Annotated in this window: 16 protein-coding genes; 12 read left to right on the forward strand and 4 right to left on the reverse strand. The window is 73.6% G+C overall.

Features of this window, described 5'->3' with window-relative positions:
- Window positions 1-62 precede the first annotated feature (62 nt).
- The 9 genes from deoC to J2X64_RS03630 all read left to right on the forward strand — a co-directional run bounded on the left by deoC (window position 63) and on the right by J2X64_RS03630 (window position 9745).
- Window positions 63-1067: a deoxyribose-phosphate aldolase gene (gene deoC / locus J2X64_RS03590; RefSeq protein ID WP_310149723.1), complete on the forward strand. Its 1005-nt coding sequence runs from the start codon at window positions 63-65 to the stop codon at window positions 1065-1067.
- Window positions 1068-1143: 76 nt separating this feature from the next.
- A complete protein-coding gene (locus J2X64_RS03595; protein ID WP_310149726.1) occupies window positions 1144-2592 on the forward strand; it encodes an aldehyde dehydrogenase family protein in 1449 nt (482 codons plus the stop codon).
- Window positions 2589-3509 carry an aldehyde dehydrogenase family protein gene (locus tag J2X64_RS03600; protein ID WP_310149729.1) on the forward strand — a complete coding sequence of 307 codons (921 nt, stop codon included), beginning with the start codon at window positions 2589-2591 and terminating at the stop codon, window positions 3507-3509. Before J2X64_RS03595 ends, J2X64_RS03600 begins: the two co-directional genes overlap by 4 nt.
- Window positions 3506-4108 carry an ATP-binding protein gene (locus tag J2X64_RS03605; protein WP_310149732.1) on the forward strand — a complete coding sequence of 201 codons (603 nt, stop codon included), beginning with the start codon at window positions 3506-3508 and terminating at the stop codon, window positions 4106-4108. Before J2X64_RS03600 ends, J2X64_RS03605 begins: the two co-directional genes overlap by 4 nt.
- 127 nt (window positions 4109-4235) lie before the next feature.
- A complete protein-coding gene (locus J2X64_RS03610) occupies window positions 4236-5510 on the forward strand; it encodes a glycerophosphoryl diester phosphodiesterase membrane domain-containing protein (protein WP_310149735.1) in 1275 nt (424 codons plus the stop codon).
- Window positions 5507-6181 carry a DUF4129 domain-containing protein gene (locus tag J2X64_RS03615; protein WP_310149739.1) on the forward strand — a complete coding sequence of 225 codons (675 nt, stop codon included), beginning with the start codon at window positions 5507-5509 and terminating at the stop codon, window positions 6179-6181. Before J2X64_RS03610 ends, J2X64_RS03615 begins: the two co-directional genes overlap by 4 nt.
- Window positions 6178-7407 carry a DUF4350 domain-containing protein gene (locus tag J2X64_RS03620; RefSeq protein WP_310149742.1) on the forward strand — a complete coding sequence of 410 codons (1230 nt, stop codon included), beginning with the start codon at window positions 6178-6180 and terminating at the stop codon, window positions 7405-7407. The genes J2X64_RS03615 and J2X64_RS03620 overlap by 4 nt, the downstream gene beginning before the upstream one ends.
- Window positions 7404-8450 (forward strand): AAA family ATPase, encoded by a 1047-nt coding sequence (locus tag J2X64_RS03625; protein ID WP_397444009.1) that lies wholly within the window; start codon window positions 7404-7406, stop codon window positions 8448-8450. The genes J2X64_RS03620 and J2X64_RS03625 overlap by 4 nt, the downstream gene beginning before the upstream one ends.
- Before the next feature lie 2 nt (window positions 8451-8452).
- Window positions 8453-9745: a DUF58 domain-containing protein gene (locus J2X64_RS03630; RefSeq protein ID WP_310149744.1), complete on the forward strand. Its 1293-nt coding sequence runs from the start codon at window positions 8453-8455 to the stop codon at window positions 9743-9745.
- Between the two features lie 68 nt (window positions 9746-9813).
- Here J2X64_RS03630 and J2X64_RS03635 read toward each other — a convergent pair whose 3' ends face one another.
- Window positions 9814-11424: a bifunctional NAD(P)/FAD-dependent oxidoreductase/class I SAM-dependent methyltransferase gene (locus tag J2X64_RS03635; RefSeq protein WP_310149746.1), complete on the reverse strand. Its 1611-nt coding sequence runs from the start codon at window positions 11422-11424 to the stop codon at window positions 9814-9816.
- 64 nt (window positions 11425-11488) lie between these two features.
- On the opposite strand from J2X64_RS03635, the gene J2X64_RS03640 reads away from it, so the two are divergent.
- The gene (locus J2X64_RS03640) at window positions 11489-12055 is read left to right on the forward strand and encodes an XRE family transcriptional regulator (RefSeq protein ID WP_310149749.1); all 567 of its coding nucleotides are present in this window, start codon (window positions 11489-11491) and stop codon (window positions 12053-12055) included.
- A 118-nt stretch (window positions 12056-12173) separates the two neighbouring features.
- On the opposite strand, the gene J2X64_RS03645 is transcribed toward J2X64_RS03640, so the two are convergent.
- Window positions 12174-13169 carry a stage II sporulation protein M gene (locus J2X64_RS03645; protein ID WP_310149752.1) on the reverse strand — a complete coding sequence of 332 codons (996 nt, stop codon included), beginning with the start codon at window positions 13167-13169 and terminating at the stop codon, window positions 12174-12176.
- Between the two features lie 41 nt (window positions 13170-13210).
- Here J2X64_RS03645 and J2X64_RS03650 point away from each other — a divergent pair, with 41 nt between their 5' ends.
- Window positions 13211-14098 (forward strand): RDD family protein, encoded by an 888-nt coding sequence (locus J2X64_RS03650; protein WP_310149755.1) that lies wholly within the window; start codon window positions 13211-13213, stop codon window positions 14096-14098.
- On the opposite strand, the gene J2X64_RS03655 is transcribed toward J2X64_RS03650, so the two are convergent.
- Both J2X64_RS03655 and J2X64_RS03660 read right to left on the reverse strand, forming a co-directional pair.
- Window positions 14077-15198 (reverse strand): adenosine deaminase, encoded by a 1122-nt coding sequence (locus J2X64_RS03655; RefSeq protein WP_310153104.1) that lies wholly within the window; start codon window positions 15196-15198, stop codon window positions 14077-14079. The genes J2X64_RS03650 and J2X64_RS03655 overlap by 22 nt on opposite strands.
- 65 nt (window positions 15199-15263) lie before the next feature.
- Window positions 15264-15626: a cupin gene (locus tag J2X64_RS03660; RefSeq protein ID WP_310149757.1), complete on the reverse strand. Its 363-nt coding sequence runs from the start codon at window positions 15624-15626 to the stop codon at window positions 15264-15266.
- 66 nt (window positions 15627-15692) lie between these two features.
- On the opposite strand from J2X64_RS03660, the gene J2X64_RS03665 reads away from it, so the two are divergent.
- On the forward strand, window positions 15693-16292 hold the full coding sequence (locus tag J2X64_RS03665; RefSeq protein ID WP_310149759.1) for a TetR/AcrR family transcriptional regulator: 600 nt from the start codon (window positions 15693-15695) through the stop codon (window positions 16290-16292).
- Window positions 16293-16298: the final 6 nt, after the last annotated feature.

The following is a 16298-nucleotide window of genomic DNA, read 5'->3' on the forward strand; positions in this document are numbered from 1 at the left end:
CCGGCGGGGGTGCGCTCGCCGACCCGGCCGGGGCACCCCCGTGGCCCGGCTAGGATTGGTCGGTGAGCACCTCCCCCGCCGCGGCCCCCGTCGTCGACGCGACGGCGCGCGCCCGTGACCTCCTCGGCGTCTCGCGCCTGTCCAACAGCGCGCTGACGAGCTGGCTGCACGGCCTGCCCGGCGTCGACCAGGTCGGCTGCGAGGCCCGCGCCGCGTCCCTCGGCACGCGCTCGATCAAGACGACGTCGAAGGCGTGGGGCATCGACACCGCGATCTCGATGATCGACCTGACGACGCTCGAGGGCGCCGACACCCCCGGCAAGGTCCGCGGCCTGGCGTCCAAGGCCCTCACCCCGGACGCCACCGACATGACGACCCCGCGTCCCGCGGCCGTGTGCGTGTACGGCGACATGGTCGCCACCGCCAAGCAGACGTTGGGCGTCGACAGCGGCGTCAAGGTCGCCGCTGTCGCCACCGCCTTCCCGAGCGGCCGCGCGATCATGCCCGTCAAGCTCGCCGACACGGCCGCGGCGGTCGAGGCCGGGGCCGACGAGATCGACATGGTGATCGACCGGGGTGCGTTCCTGTCGGGCGACTACCTCACGGTGTTCCGCGAGATCGCGGCAGTGAAGGAGGCCTGCGGGTCCGCGCGGCTCAAGGTCATCATGGAGACCGGCGAGCTCGTGACGTACGACAACGTCCGCCGCGCCTCCTGGCTGTCGATGCTGGCCGGCGGCGACTTCATCAAGACCTCCACGGGCAAGGTCTCGCCCGCGGCGACCCTGCCCGTCACCCTCGTCATGCTCGAGGCGGTGCGCGACTGGCGCGACCTCACCGGCGAGATGGTCGGGGTCAAGCCCGCCGGCGGCATCCGCACCAGCAAGGACGCGCTCAAGTTCCTCGTCACCGTCAACGAGGTCGCGGGCGAGGACTGGCTCGACAACCACTGGTTCCGCTTCGGCGCCTCCAGCCTCCTCAACGACCTGCTGCTGCAGCGCCAGCGCATGCGGATCGGCGCGTACTCCGGCTCCGACTACGTCACCGACGACTCCCCCAGCCTGTACTGACCTCCCCGCCGCGCCCACCGGCCGCGGCCCCCGCCCGTCCATCCTCCATCCGCACCGAACCGAGGACACGAACCCGATGGCCACCTTCGAGTACGCACCGGCACCCGAGTCGCGTGCCGTCGTCGACCTCCAGCCCTCCTACGGGCTGTTCATCGACGGCGAGTTCACGCAGTCCCAGGGCGGGTCGGCGTTCAAGTCGACCAACCCCGCCACCGAGGAGGTGCTCGCCGAGGTCACCGAGGCGAGCGAGGCCGACGTCGACCGCGCGGTCGCCGCCGCCCGCCGGGCGTACGACCGCGTCTGGAGCCGGATGTCCGGCGCCGACCGCGGCAAGTACCTCTTCCGCATCGCGCGGATCCTGCAGGAGCGCGCCCGCGAGTTCGCGGTGCTCGAGAGCCTCGACAACGGCAAGCCGATCAAGGAGAGCCGCGACGTCGACGTCCCGCTCGCGGCGGCGCACTTCTTCTACCACGCGGGCTGGGCCGACAAGCTCGACTACGCCGGCCTCGGCACCAACCCCCGACCGCACGGTGTCGTCGGCCAGGTCATCCCGTGGAACTTCCCGCTGCTCATGCTCGCGTGGAAGATAGCCCCCGCCCTGGCCACCGGCAACACCGTCGTCATCAAGCCCGCCGAGACCACCCCGCTGTCGGCGCTGCTCTTCGCCGAGGTGCTCCAGCAGGCCGAGCTCCCCCCGGGTGTCGTCAACATCGTCACCGGCGCCGGCGCGACCGGCCAGGCGATCGTCGACCACCCGGGCATCGACAAGCTCGCGTTCACCGGCTCCACCGGGGTCGGCAAGATGATCGCCCGCTCGATCGCCGGCACCCGCAAGAAGGCCACCCTCGAGCTCGGCGGCAAGGCCGCGAACATCATCTTCGACGACGCCCCCATCGACCAGGCTGTCGAGGGCATCGTCAACGGCATCTTCTTCAACCAGGGCCACGTCTGCTGCGCCGGCTCCCGGCTGCTCGTCCAGGAGTCCATCGCCGACGAGGTCGACAAGCGGCTCAAGCGCCGCCTCGCCACCCTGCGCGTCGGCGACCCGCTCGACAAGAACACCGACGTGGGCGCGATCAACTCCCGCGCCCAGCTCGACCGCATCACCGAGCTCACCGCCGTCGGCGAGGCCGAGGGTGCCGAGCGCTGGGACAACGGCTGCGAGCTGCCGACCAGGGGCTTCTGGTTCCGACCGACCGTGTTCACCGGCGTCAGCCAGACGCACCGGATCGCCCAGGAGGAGATCTTCGGGCCGGTGCTGTCGGTGCTGACCTTCCGCACCCCGCACGAGGCGGTCGCCAAGGCGAACAACACCCCGTACGGCCTCTCCGCCGGCATCTGGACCGAGAAGGGCTCGCGCATCCTCTGGATGGCCGACCAGCTCCGGGCCGGTGTCGTGTGGGCCAACACCTTCAACAAGTTCGACCCGACCAGCCCCTTCGGCGGCTACAAGGAGTCCGGCTACGGCCGCGAGGGCGGGCGCCACGGCCTGTCCGCCTACGTCACGACGGGAGACGCCAAGTGAGCCCCACCGCCCAGAGGTCCGCCGCGGCGGACACCCGCCTGGACGTCCGCAAGACCTACAAGCTCTACATCGGCGGCAAGTTCCCCCGCTCGGAGTCCGGCCGCTCCTACGAGGTCGTCGACTCCCGCGGCCGGTTCCTCGCCAACGCGGCGCAGGGCTCGCGCAAGGACGCCCGTGACGCCGTCGTCGCGGCGCGCGGCGCGTTCGCGGGCTGGGCCGGCGCCACGGCATACAACCGCGGTCAGGTCCTCTACCGCATCGCCGAGGTGATGGAGGGGCGTCGCGCCCAGTTCGTCGCCGAGGTGCGCGCGGGCGAGGGCGTCACCGAGCGCCGCGCGGAGGCGCTCGTCAGCGCGTCCATCGACCGCTGGGTCTGGTATGCCGGGTGGGCCGACAAGCTCGCGCAGGTCCTCGGCGGGCTCAACCCCGTGGCCGGGCCGTACTTCGACATCTCCGCCCCCGAGCCCACGGGCGTTGTGGGCGTCCTTGCGCCGCAACGCTCCTCGCTGCTCGGTCTGGTGTCGGTCCTCGCCCCGGTCATCGTCTCCGGCAACACCGCCGTCGTGCTCACGAGCGAGCAGCGGCCGCTGCCGGCGATCACGCTGTCCGAGGCGCTGGCGACCTCCGACGTCCCCGGTGGCGTCGTCAACCTCGTCACCGGCCGCACGGCCGAGGTGGCGCCGTGGGTCGCCTCGCACCGCGACGTCAACGCGATCGACCTCGCCGGCGCGGCCGACGCCGACGGCGTGAGCTGGGGAGACCTCGAGCTCGCGGCGGCCGAGAACCTCAAGCGGGTCGTGCGACCCGCCGGTGAGGGCACGGAGGCCGTCGAGCCCGACTGGACGCGCGAGCCCGACCTGTCCCGCGTCACCGCCTTCCTCGAGACCAAGACGGTCTGGCACCCCAAGGGCCGTTGACCGCGGCCCGCGTCGTCGTCCTCGCCGGCCCCAGCGGGGCCGGCAAGTCGCGCCTGGCCGCCCGGCTGCACGACGCCCACGGGTGGCCGATCGTCCGGCTCGACGACTTCTACCGCGACGAGGACGACCCGGCGATGCCGCGCTCGGCCGAGCTCGGCATCGTCGACTGGGACCACCCCGACTCGTGGAACCGCGAGGCGGCCGTGGAGGCGCTGGCCACCCTCGTGGCCACCGGCTCCGTCGCGACCCCGGTCTACGACATCGGGCTCAGCCGGGCCGTGGGGTCGACGGTCGTCACCGCGCACCCGGACGACCTGGTCCTGACCGAGGGCATCTTCGCCGCGGAGATCATCGCCGACCTGCGCGAGCGGGGGCTGCTGGCCGGCGCGTACTGCGTGCACCACCACCGGTTCGTGACCTTCGTGTACCGGCTGGCGCGTGACCTCTCCGAGCGCCGCAAGCCGCCGTGGACGCTGGTGCGCCGCGGTCTCGCGCTGATGCGCGACGAGCCGCGGGTCGTCGCCCGCCAGGAGTCCCTGGGCGCCCACCCGGCCCGGGCCAGCGAGCTCGAGCCGCTGCTGTCCGCCCTGGCCCGCTGACGGGACCTCCCTGACGGCACCGGTGTGGCGGGACCTCCCTGACGAGCTCCCCGAACGGCTCCGGTAACGCCCGCGGAGTTGGTAGGTTCGCACCACGCACGGGGTGGACCAGGAGGGGGCAGGTCGGATGACGCAACCCGCGGGCGGCAACGGGAGTGCCGCGACGCCCGGCTGGTCCGCGCCCGGGGCCCCCACCCCTCCCGAGCCGCCGGTCTCGCCCGGAGCAGCGGTCCCGCCCGGAGCAGCGGTCCCGCCCGGAGCAGCGGTCCCGCCCGGGTCGCCTGTCACGCCCGGCCCACCGCCTGAGTACCCGGCGTCGGCGCAGCAGCCAGCCCAGTGGCAGTCCCCCGCGCCGCAGTACCCGCAGGCGCAGTACCCGCCGCAGGCACCGGCATACGCCGGCAGCGGGGCGCCCGGCACCGCACTCCCGGCCGCCCACTGGTCCTCGGCCCTCACGGCGCACAAGCCGGGCATCATCCCGCTGCGCCCCCTCGGGCTCGGCGACATGATCGAGGGCGGCTTCGCGGCGATGCGGCGCAACCCGCGCACCTTCTTCGGCCTGGCGCTGCTCGTGACCCTCGCCGTCGTCGTCCTGCTCGGCGCCCTCGGCGCCCTGGGCTACCTCGCCGCGACCACCCTCGGCGGCTCGGCCAGCGACGCCGTGCTCGCAGCGGGCGCCGTCGGCGGCCTCACCGTGCTCTACGCGCTCAGCGCGGTCACCGGCGTCGTCCTCACCGGCATGCTCTCCTACCCCGTCGGCGAGGCCGTCCTGGGCCGCAAGCCGACCACCGGCGAGGTGTGGCGGCACACCCGGCGGATGATCCCCCGGCTGACCGGGCTCTGCCTGCTCCTGCTCATACCCGTCGTCGCCGTCCTCGGCGGGCTCATCGCGCTGGTCGTCCTCGCGTTCAGCCGCGGGTCGGACGCCGGCGGGGTCGTGGCGCTGCTCGCGGTGTTCGTGGCCGTGGGGCTCACCGTCTACCTGACCATCCGGCTGGTGCTGTCCACGCCGGCCTTGGTGCTGGAGGACCTCGGCGTCGTGGCGTCGCTGAAGCGCTCGTGGCAGCTGACCGAGGGGCGCTTCTGGCGCACCCTCGGCGTGCTCATCGTGACCGGCCTGCTCGTCGGGATCGTCCAGCAGGTGCTGGGCTTCGGCTTCCAGTTCGCCGGGATGGCGCTCGGGTTCGGCCTGGTGTCGACCACGCACGGCGACCCCAACGGCCCGCTCGTCGCGCTCGTCACCGTCGGGACGTCCGTGCTCGGTGCCGGCCTGGCAGCCCTGCTCACCCAGCCGTTCTCGGCGGCCGTCTCGGCCCTGCTCTACACCGACGCGCGCATCCGGGCCGAGGGCTTCGACCTCGCCCTGGCCCGCGCCGTCTCCGGCGCCCCGGTGGGTCTGTGACCCTGTCGGCCCTCGCCGCGCTGCCCGCCCGGCTCGACCCCGGCAACGACGAGGCCCGCGCGTGGCTGCGCAGGGAGCTGTCCGACCCGGTCTACCGCGACACCCGCGACCCCCTCCAGCGTGCGCTCGACGCCTTCGGCCGGTGGCTCTCGGACCTGCTCAGCGGGGTCCACGGGCCGTCGACCCTGCTGCCGTCGGTGGTCGCCGGAGTCGTGGCGGTCCTGCTGCTGGTGCTCGCGCTCGTCGCCCTGAGGTACGTGCGCCGCACCGCGCGTCGCGCCGACGACAGCCCCCTGCCGGTGCTGGGCACCGACGCGCTCACCGCTGCCGAGTACCGCGCCCGCGCCACCCGCGCGCTGGAGGAGGGCCGGTATGCCGCGAGCGTCCTCGACGCCGTGCGCGCCGTCGCCGCCGGTGCCGTCGAGCGGACCCTGCTGCAGGACGCGCCGTCCCTCACCGCCCACGAGATCGCCACCCGGCTCGGGCCGGTCTTCCCACAGCACGCGACCGGACTCCGGGAGGCGGCCGACCTGTTCGACGCGGTGGCCTACGGCGAGCAGCCGGCGACCCGCGAGGCGGCTGCGGAGCTGCTGCGGCTGGAGCGGGCGGTGTCCGCGACCCGTCCGGTCCGCGTGGAGCACGAGCCCGTCGGTGCGGTGGTGCTGCCGTGACACTGCAGGTCTGGGAGCGCGCGGCCGCGGCGACGGCGGACGCGGCCCCGGGGTCGCCCGGCGGTGGCGAGCCGCCGGCCCGCGACCGGCGACGCTGGCGCGGGCGGCTGCTCTGGGCCGCGGCGGTGCTGGCGGCGCTGGCACTGGTCGCGATCGCCGTCCAGGTGGGGCTCACCCGGTCGGCCCACAAGGGCCAGGAGCTCGACCCGCAGAACACCGGCCCCGAGGGCGCACGCGCCGTGGCCCGGGTCGTCGACGACCACGGCACGCGGGTGCGCATCGTCCGGAGCGAGGGTGCCTTCAACGGTGCCGAGGTCGACGGCGGCACCACGGTGGTCGTGACCCGCACGGACGCGCTCTCCGCCGAGACCGCCCGCTCGCTGCTCGACCACGCCCGCGGCGCCCGACGCGTCGTCCTCGTCGGTCCCAGCCGGTTCGTGCTCCGGGAACTCGAGCTGCCGGTCGCACCGGCCACGTCCGCCACCGGTCCGCGGGTGGTTCGGGCCGGGTGCACGCTGGACGGGCTCTCGCCGACCGACACGGTGGCCGGCGGCGCCGACCGGTACACCGCCGAGGCGCCGGGAGCCACCTCGTGCTTCACCGTCGGCGACGGCTCGGGCCTCGTGGCCCTGCCGCCGTCCGGCGGACGTCCCGAGGTCGTGGTCCTCGGCGACACCGACCTGCTGCGGAACGACTCCATCACCCGGTTCGACGCGGCGGGGGTGGCGGTCCGGCTGCTCGCCCGGGGCGACTCGGTGGTCTGGTACGTGCCGTCGTTCCTCGACATCACGAGCCGCGACACCACCGCCACCTCGGAGGTCCCGAAGGCCATCGGCCCGCTGGCGTTCCTGGCGATGTGGGCGCTGCTGGTGCTGATGGTCTGGCGGGGTCGCCGCTTCGGGCCGCTGGTGACCGAGCCGCTGCCCGCCGTGGTGAAGGCGATCGAGACGACCCAGAGCCGCGGCCGGCTCTACCGCAAGGCGGGCGACGCCGGCCGGGCCGGTGAGGCCCTCCGCGCCCGGGCCGTGCGCCGCCTCGCCTCTCGGCTGGGCCTGCCCACCGGTGCGTCCGCAGCGGCCGTGGCCCAGGCCGCGGCCGAGGCCACCGGCCAGAACCCGGTCCACGTCTCGGCCACGCTGGCCGGGCCTCCCCCAACCTCGGAGTCGACCCTGGTCGACCTCGCCCACGACCTGTCGCAACTCGAGAAGGATGTGCGCCGCGCATGACCGACCACCCGACCACCCCCGCCCCGTCCACCGGGACCGGTGCCACCTCGATCGGCACGTCCCACCCGCCGTCGGGTGCGCGCGACGAGCGGGACGAGCGCGCCCGCGCCGCCCTCATGGCGGTGCGCACCGAGGTGGGCAAGGCGGTCGTGGGCCAGGACGCCGCGGTCGCGGGCATCCTCATCGCGCTGCTGTGCCGCGGGCACATCCTGCTCGAGGGGGTGCCGGGCGTGGCCAAGACCCTGCTGGTCCGCAGCGTCGCCGCGGCCCTGGACGTGCAGACCAAGCGGGTGCAGTTCACCCCCGACCTCATGCCGGGCGACGTCACCGGGTCGCTGGTCTACGACAACGCCACTTCCGAGTTCTCGTTCCGCGAGGGACCGGTCTTCACCAACCTGCTGCTGGCCGACGAGATCAACCGGACGCCGCCCAAGACGCAGGCCTCCCTGCTCGAGGCGATGGAGGAGCGGCAGGTCTCCGTCGACGGAACCCCGCGCCGGCTGCCGACCCCGTTCCTCGTCGCCGCCACCCAGAACCCCGTCGAGTACGAGGGCACCTACCCGCTGCCCGAGGCCCAGCTCGACCGCTTCCTGCTCAAGGCCGTCCTGCCACTGCCGCCGCGCGAGGACGAGATCTCGGTGATCAGCCGCCACGCGGCCGGCTTCGACCCCCGCGACCTCGCGGGAGCGGGCCTGCGCGCGGTCGCGAGCGCCGAGGACGTCGAGGCGGGTGCGGCGCGGGTCCGGCACGTCCAGGTGAGCCCGGAGGTCGCGGCATACATCGTCGACATCGCCCGGGCGACGCGGAGCTCACCGTCGCTCTCCCTCGGGGTGAGCCCGCGCGGGGCGACGGCGCTGCTCGCCACGAGCCGCGCCTGGGCGTGGCTCAACGGCCGCACCTTCGTCACGCCGGACGACGTGAAGTCGCTCGCGCAGGCGACGCTCGCGCACCGACTCTCGCTGCGCCCGGAGGCCGAGCTCGAGGGTGTGGCCGTGTCGGCCGTGCTCGACGCCGCCATCGGCTCGGTGCCGGTGCCCCGCTGACCGTGTTCGTCACCGGCCGCCTGTTCGCGCTCGTGCTCCTCGGAGCCGTGCCCGTCCTCGTGCGCCCGGACACCACCACCGTGTGGACCTGGGTCGGGGTGTGCCTCGTCGCGGCCGCGCTCGACCTGGCGCTCACCGGGTCGCCGCGTGCGGTGCGGGTCGACCGTGTGCCGGTGGCGCCTGTGCGCCTCGGCGAGGGCACCTTGACGACCCTGCTCGTCGACAACCCGGGCACCCGGCGGTTCCGTGGCTCGCTGCGCGACGCGTGGCAGCCGTCGGCAGGCGCCACCGGGACGCGCCACCGCCTCGCGGTGCCGGCCGGCGAGCGCAGGCAGGTGACCACGTCGCTGCTGCCCACCCGGCGCGGCGACCGGCTCGCCGACCGCGTCACGGTCCGCCGGCTCGGTCCGCTGGGTCTGGTGGGTCGGCAGGTGTCGGTTGTCGTCGCGGGCCACGTCCGCGCGCTGCCGCCGTTCCACTCCCGCAAGCACCTGCCGTCGCGACTGGCCCGGCTGCGCCAGCTCGACGGGCGCTCGGCGGTCCGCACCCGCGGGCAGGGCACCGAGTTCGACTCACTGCGCGACTACGTCGACGGCGACGACGTGCGCAGCATCGACTGGCGCGCCACGGCCCGGCGCCGCACCACCGTCGTGCGCACCTGGCAGCCCGAGAAGGACCGCCACATCATCCTCGTGCTCGACACGTCCCGGACGTCCGCGGGCAGGGTCGGCGACGTCCCGCGCCTCGACTCGGCCATGGATGCCGCGCTGCTGCTGGCGGCCCTGGCGTCCCGGGCGGGCGACCGCGTGGACCTCGTTGCTGGTGACCGCCGGGTGCACCGCAAGGTGGTCGGGGCCAGCCGGACCGAGCTGCTCCCGGACCTCGTCACCGCGATGGCGCCGCTCGAGCCGGCCCTCGTCGAGGCGGACTGGTCCCTGCTCGTCTCGGAGGTGTCACGGGTGAGCCGCCAGCGCGGGCTCGTGGTGCTGCTGACGCCGCTGGAGCCGTCCGCCGTGGAGGAGTCGCTCCTGGCGCCGCTGTCCGTCCTCGCGCAGCGCCACCGCGTCGTGCTCGCGTCCGTGTCGGACCCCGCGCTCACGGCGATGGTCGAGGCGCACGACGACGGCCGCGCGGCCTACGACGCGGCTGCCGCAGCGCGCACGATCGCGCTGCGCGAGCGCACGGGTGCCGCCCTGGGCCGGCTGGGGGTGGACGTCCTCGACGCCGATCCCGAGCAGCTGCCCGTCGCCCTCGCCGACCACTACCTGCTGCTGAAGTCCCGCGGCCTGCTCTGACGGGAGTGCCCTCAGCAGTGAGGCGTGGGTGCCGGCGGGCCAGTGCTCACCTTGCGGGGTCGGCTGGGTCAGCTCGTCCGGCGCGCGCGCAGGACGCGATCGTCGGCGTGGTGAGCGGCGCTGGCTGATCCGGCCGGCCGTGGACGCTTCTCGTCCACCTCGATCGTCCAGGTCGACGTGCCAGCGAGCACCGCCCTGAAGTCGTTGATGTGGAGGTATGCCTCGGGGTCGAAGGGACGATGCTGGTGCTGCGGGTCGCGCATCGCATCGAGGTCGTGGCTGAGGACGAGGAGCGTGCCCCCGGGGGCGACCGCCCCCAGGACGTTGTGGACCCCGCGCAGGTCGGGCGTGCGCGGGATGGACGCGTACGCAGCGGTGACGAGGTCGAACCCACTGCGCAGGAACGGCTCGAGCGCGTTCGCGTCGGCGAGCTGGCAGGCAACCTGCAGATCGCGCCGCCCAGCCTCGGCTTGGATCCGGTGGAGCGCGCGCGAGGAGATGTCCGTCGCGGTCACCTCCCAGCCCTGCTCGGCCAACCAGAGCGCATCGCCGCCCTCGCCTGCGCCCACGTCCAGGGCTCGCCCGGGGGCCAGGTCGGTGACTTCGGCGACCAGTGAGCCGTTCGGGTTGCTCCAGACCGGGTCGCCCGAGTAGCGGTGGTCCCAGTCCGCGACCGAGCCGGACGACCGAGCAGCCGTCTGCACGTCCTCTGCGGCAAGGCTCACCGCCACGGCACCACCGACACGGCTGCCGTGGGCGGCGGCTGGGAGCACCTGCTGGCCCGGGTCCGTGATGCTGCCGGCGGCGAAGACCCCGTCCACAGCAGTGGCACCAGTGACGTCGACCTCGATCACGTCACCCAGGCCCGAGGGGTGCGACGCCGCAGACAACCCGAGCCCGGCGAATGGCTCCGTGCGCGGCCGAAACCGTGGTCCCACGAGCATCGCGTCGGCCTCCACCCGCGACCCGTCGGCCAGGTCGACCCCCGTCAGCCGGCCGTCGGAGTCGGCGAGGACTCGCTGCGCTGTCGTGTTCACGCGCACGTCAACGCCCGCAGCGGTCAGGGTGTCGATCTCGTCCTGGTCGATGCCGACCCCGTCGGGGACCAGGACGGTCAGTCGGTCGGTGAGCTGGCGCAGCAGCGGAACGACGTGCATCCCCATCGGATGGGTGACCAGCTGGACCAACCGCTGGTCCCGCACCTCGTAGCCGTGGCAGAACGGGCAGTGGATGACCGCACCACCCCAGTGCTCGGTCAGCCCTTCGACGTCGGGCAGCTCGTCGACCAGACCGGTCGCGACCACGATCCGGCGCGCCACGATGCTGTCCCCCGTGGCGAGGTCGACGACGAACCGCTCGCCGTCGCGCTGTGTCTGGAGGACCCGGCCGGACAGCACCTCACCCCCGTAGCTGCGCACCTCCGCCCGGCCCGTGGCGAGCAGCTCCACCGGGTCGGTGCCATCACGGCCCAGGAAGCTGTGCATGTGCGCGACGGGCGCGTTGCGCGGCTCACCGGAGTCGACGACGATCACCGCCCGGCGCTGACGACCCAGCTGCAGCGCGGCCGCGAGACCGGCGGCCGATCCGCCGATGACGGCGACGTCGCAGTGGCGTACGAGTGCCGGGGTGGCGGCATCCGCGTGGTGGTGCGGATCGGTGTGCTGGTGCGGATTGTTCATGGCACGACCCTAGGTACGCCTAGCACTAACCGCTAGACTCCTTGCACTATTCGCAAGGAGAACCATGACCGCCCTCGCCGACATCGAACACGTCGTCCGCACCCGGTTGCGCAGCCTGCGGACGACGCTCGGCCTCTCCCTCGACGACCTTGCCGCACGGACCAACCTGAGTCCCTCCACGATCAGTCGCGTGGAGACCGGGAAGCGCACCATCAGCCTGGACGTGCTGCTGCCGCTTGCCGCCGGGCTCCAGGTGGGGCTGGACGTGTTGCTCGACGTGAGTGGCGACGAGGACGTCGTGATCCGGCCCACGCCGAGTCGTGCCGAAGGACGCACGACCTGGGCGCTGAGCCGACCCGACAGCAGCACGGTCGCAGTCAAGACGCGGGTGGAGCCGGTCGCGGCCCGGCCCCGCCAGCGGGTCCATCCCGGCCACGACTGGCTCTTCGTCCTCAGCGGACGCCTCCTGCTCCTGCTCGGCGATCGCGAGATCACCGTCGAGGAGGGCGAGGCCGCTGAGTTCGCCACGATGACCCCGCACGCGTTCGTCGCGATCGACGGACCTGCGGAGCTGCTGATGATCTTCGACCGAGACGGCCAGCGCGCCCACGTCCACGGCGCCACGGATTAGCCCGTGTGACACGTCGGGGACGGTGACACGTCGGGGCGCAGCTCCACGGCATACCCGCCCGCGCCTGTTGGATGGGCGCGCTCGAGCTCCGCCGGCCCCGGGTCGAGCCGGCGCGGCGTCAGCCGGCGACGGGTACGTCGAAGCCGCGCTCCGACTCGGCGAGGTCGCCGGTCTCGCCGCGGTGGTGGGCCCACCGGCCGAGGGTGAAGACGTACGTCAGGAAGGCGCCCTCGGCGAGGAGGCCGACGCCGATCCGGGCCCAGGTGGGAAGGCCGGACGGTGTCACGAACGCCTCGATCAGCCCCGACACGAGCAGCAGGACGACGAGCCCGAGCGAGACGCCAAGGGCCGCACGCCCCTCCTCCGCCAGCGCCCGCACGCGCGAGCGAGGACCCGGCGACACCCACGCCCAGAACAGCCGCAGCCCCACCCCGGCCGCCACGAAGACGCAGGTGAGCTCGAGCATCCCGTGCGGCAGGATCAGGCCGAAGAACAGGTCGCCCCGGCCGTGGCGCACCATGATCGAGCCGACGACCGCGACGTTGAGCACGTTCGTGACGAGCAGGAAGACGACGGGCAGGCAGAAGACGCCGAGGGCCACGCACAGCGCGGCGAGCCAGAAGTTGTTGGTCCACACGTGCAGCGCGAACGACGTCGCGGCGTACTCGCTGTAGTAGCTGGCGAAGTCGTTGTTGACGAGCTGGTCGATCTCCTGCGGGGTCGCGAACGAGCTCTCCACGCGGGGGTGGTCGAGCAGCCACCAGCCGATGACGAACGCGAGGACGACGTTCACCACGAGGACGGTGAGCCACCACCAGCGCATGCGGTACAGCGCGGCGGGGAACGACACGGCGGCGAAGCGCCCGGCGTCCGACCACGACAGCGCCCGCGTGCCGGCCGACCGCGAGCGGGCCCGGGCCAGCAGCATCGACAGGTAGCCGACGAGCGAGGCGTCGGGCGCGGTCGAGCGGATCATCGACAGGTGCGTCGCCACGCGCTGGTAGCGGTCGAGGATCTCGTCGGCGTCCGCCCCGGTCAGCCGTCGCTGCCTGGTCAGCTCGTCGAGCCGTTCCCATTCCCCCCGGTGGGCGGCCACGAAGGCGTCCAGGTCCACATCGGCCACCCTAACCGCCGGCCGCCGTTACAGTGGCCGACATGAGCAGCAGCACCGTGGGGGTCGGTGCGGACGACCTGGTGACGGGTGAGGCCGTCGCCCTGGACCTGCCGAGCGCGGGCATCGGCCTGCGCATCGTCTCGGGCCTCATCGACTACGTCGTCGGGATGCTCGTCCTCATCGCGCTGCAGATCGGCGCCGACGCGGTCTTCGGCGGCGTGGACACGGCGATCGCCCTCGCCATGACCACCCTCGCGACCATCGCTGCGCTCGTCGCCCTGCCCACGACGTTCGAGACCCTCACCCGCGGCAAGACGCTCGGTCACCTGGCGCTGGGGCTGCGGACCGTGCGCGACGACGCGGGCCCGATCGGCTTCCGCCAGGCCCTCACCCGGGCGATGCTCGGCGTCGTCGAGGTGTACGGGTGCAGCGGCGTCCCCGCGCTCGTGAGTGCGGCCGTGTCGTCCCGGGGCAAGCGGCTCGGGGACCTGCTGGCCGGCACCTACGTCGTGCGCGACCGCCAGCGGATCAAGCTGACGCCACCGACGCCCATGCCGCAGCAGCTCGCCGGCTGGGCGGCCACCGCGGACCTCGCGCCGCTGCCGGACCAGCTGGCCGTCGCCGTCCGCCAGTTCCTCGCGCGGGCGCACACCTTCGCACCGCCCGTGCGCGAGCAGCTCGGCACGCGCCTGCTCGAGGAGGCGCGCCCGTACGTCGCGCCGGCGCCCCCGCCCGGCCACCACGCCGAGTACGTCCTCATGGCGATGCTCGCCGAGCGCCGCACCCGCGACGCCGACCGGCTGGCCCGCGAGGCGCGGCTGCGCGAGCGGCTCCTCCCGCCCGACCCCGTGGGCGGCGTCCACCCCCAGCCGCCGACGCCCGGAGCTGCCTCCGGCGGCGCGCCGACTCAGGCGAGCAGCTCGGCGTAACCCGGCTTCACGACGTCGTCGATGATGGCGAGCCGCTCGTCGAACGGGATGAACGCCGACTTCATCGCGTTGATCGTGACCCAGCGCAGGTCCTCCAGCGACCAGCCGGCCTCCTGCACCAGCAGCCCCATCTCGCGGCTCATCGACGTGCCGCTCATGAGCCGGTTGTCGGTGTTGACCGTGACCCGGAACCGCAGTCGCTTGAGGAGCGAGATCGGGTGCAGCGCAATGGATTCCGCTGCACCCGTCTGGACGTTGCTGCTCGGGCACATCTCGAGCGGGATGCGCATGTCCCTGACGTATGCCGCGAGCCGGCCGAGGTGCACGTCGGCCGGGTCCGCGGCGATCGCCGCCGCGACGTCGTCGCCGAAGGGACGGCCCTTCACGACGAGGTCGTCGACGATGCGGACGCCGTGCCCGAGCCGGTCGGCGCCGCACCACTGGATCGCCTCCCAGATGCTCGGCAGGCCGAACGCCTCACCGGCGTGGATGGTGAAGTGGGCGTTCTCGCGGCGGAGGTACTCGAACGCGTCGAGGTGCCGGGTGGGAGGGAAGCCTGCCTCCGCACCGGCGATGTCGAACCCGGCGACCCCGCGGTCCCGGTAGCGGACGGCGAGCTCGGCGATCTCGGTGCTCTTGGCGGCGTGCCGCATGGCGGTGAGCAGCGCGGTGACGCGGATGGGGTTGCCTGCCTTCGCCGCCTCCTCCTCGCCCTCGCGGAAGCCGGCGTTGACCGCCTCGACGACGTCCTCGAGCTCCAGGCCCTGCGTGAGGTGCTGCTCGGGCGCGTACCGGCTCTCGGCGTACACGACACCGTCGGCGGCCAGGTCGACGACGCACTCGCGCGCGACGCGGCGCAGGCCGTCGGCGGTCTGCATCACGGCCAGGGTGTGGTCGAACGTCTCGAGGTAGCGCACCAGCGACCCGGAGTCCGCGCTCTCGCGGAACCAGTCGCCGAGTGCCTCGGCGTCGCCCGCCGGCAGGCCGGTGTAGCCGACCTCGTCGGCGATCTCGAGGATCGTCTGCGGGCGCAGGCCGCCGTCGAGGTGGTCGTGCAGCAGCGCCTTGGGCGCTCGGGCGATCAGCTCCTCGGTCGTCAGCGCGGCGGTCCCGCCCTCGGCGCCCTGACCGTCCTGACCGTCCTTGCCGTCCTTGCGTCCGAAGATCACGCGCCCTCCTCCTCGCGGTTGACCGTCTCGGGCGAGAACGCCGGCAGGCAGACCGCGACGTACTCCGCGCCCTCAGCGCCCGTGGAGTAGCGGATCCGCTCGCCCGCCCGGGTCAGGACGCTCTGCCCGGCCTCGACCCGCAGCCGGCCGCCGTCGTGGTCGACGAGCACCGCACCGGCCAGGACGAGGGTGTACTCGTCGAAGGCCGGCGCCTGGAACGGCTCGGTCCAGTCCGCCGGGGCCTTCATGTGGGCGATCGAGACGCCCTCGGAGCCGGTGTTCACCCGGCCCACGTGTTCGTCGATGACCTTGCCGCCGGGGACGGGGATGGTGGTGGGGGACGCGATCAGCTCTGGCACGGGCCCACCCTAGTCCGTGCGCTCCGCCCTCTTGCCGGATCCGAACGGTCGTGCTTTTATGGGTCGGTGAGCAAGGGCGAGGAGACCCGCGAGGCGGTGCTGGCCGAGGCGCTGGCCCAGTCCAGCCGGGTCGGCCTGCGCGGCATCACCATCGGCAGCCTCGCCGACGCGATGGGCATGTCCAAGAGCGGGCTGTTCTCGCACTTCGGCTCCAAGGAGGGGCTGCAGACCGCGGTCCTCGAGTTCGCCGCGGACCACTTCGCGCGCCTCGTCATCCGGCCCGCGCTGCGCGAGCCGCGTGGCGAGCCCCGCCTGCGCATGCTGTTCGAGCGCTGGCTCGGCTGGGGCGGGTACAGCGACTACGCCCTCCCCGGCGGCTGCATCTTCGTCTCCGTCGCAAGCGAGTTCGACGACGAACCGGACACGCCCGTCCGGGACAAGGTCGTCACCACCGAGCGCGACCTCCTCGACACGATCGAGACGATCGTCCGCGGCGGCGTCGCCGAGGGCCAGTTCACCGAGGACACCGATGCCGGAGCGTTCGCCCAGGACATGCTGGCGATCGTCCTCGGCTACAACTTCTCCGCCCGGCTGCTGCGCGACGACGCAGCCGCCGAGCGCGCCCGGGCGGCCTTCGACCGCCTGATCGACCACATCCGCGCCTGACCTGCG

It is taken from the genome of Phycicoccus sp. 3266, from assembly GCF_031456495.1.
Taxonomy (GTDB): domain Bacteria; phylum Actinomycetota; class Actinomycetes; order Actinomycetales; family Dermatophilaceae; genus Pedococcus.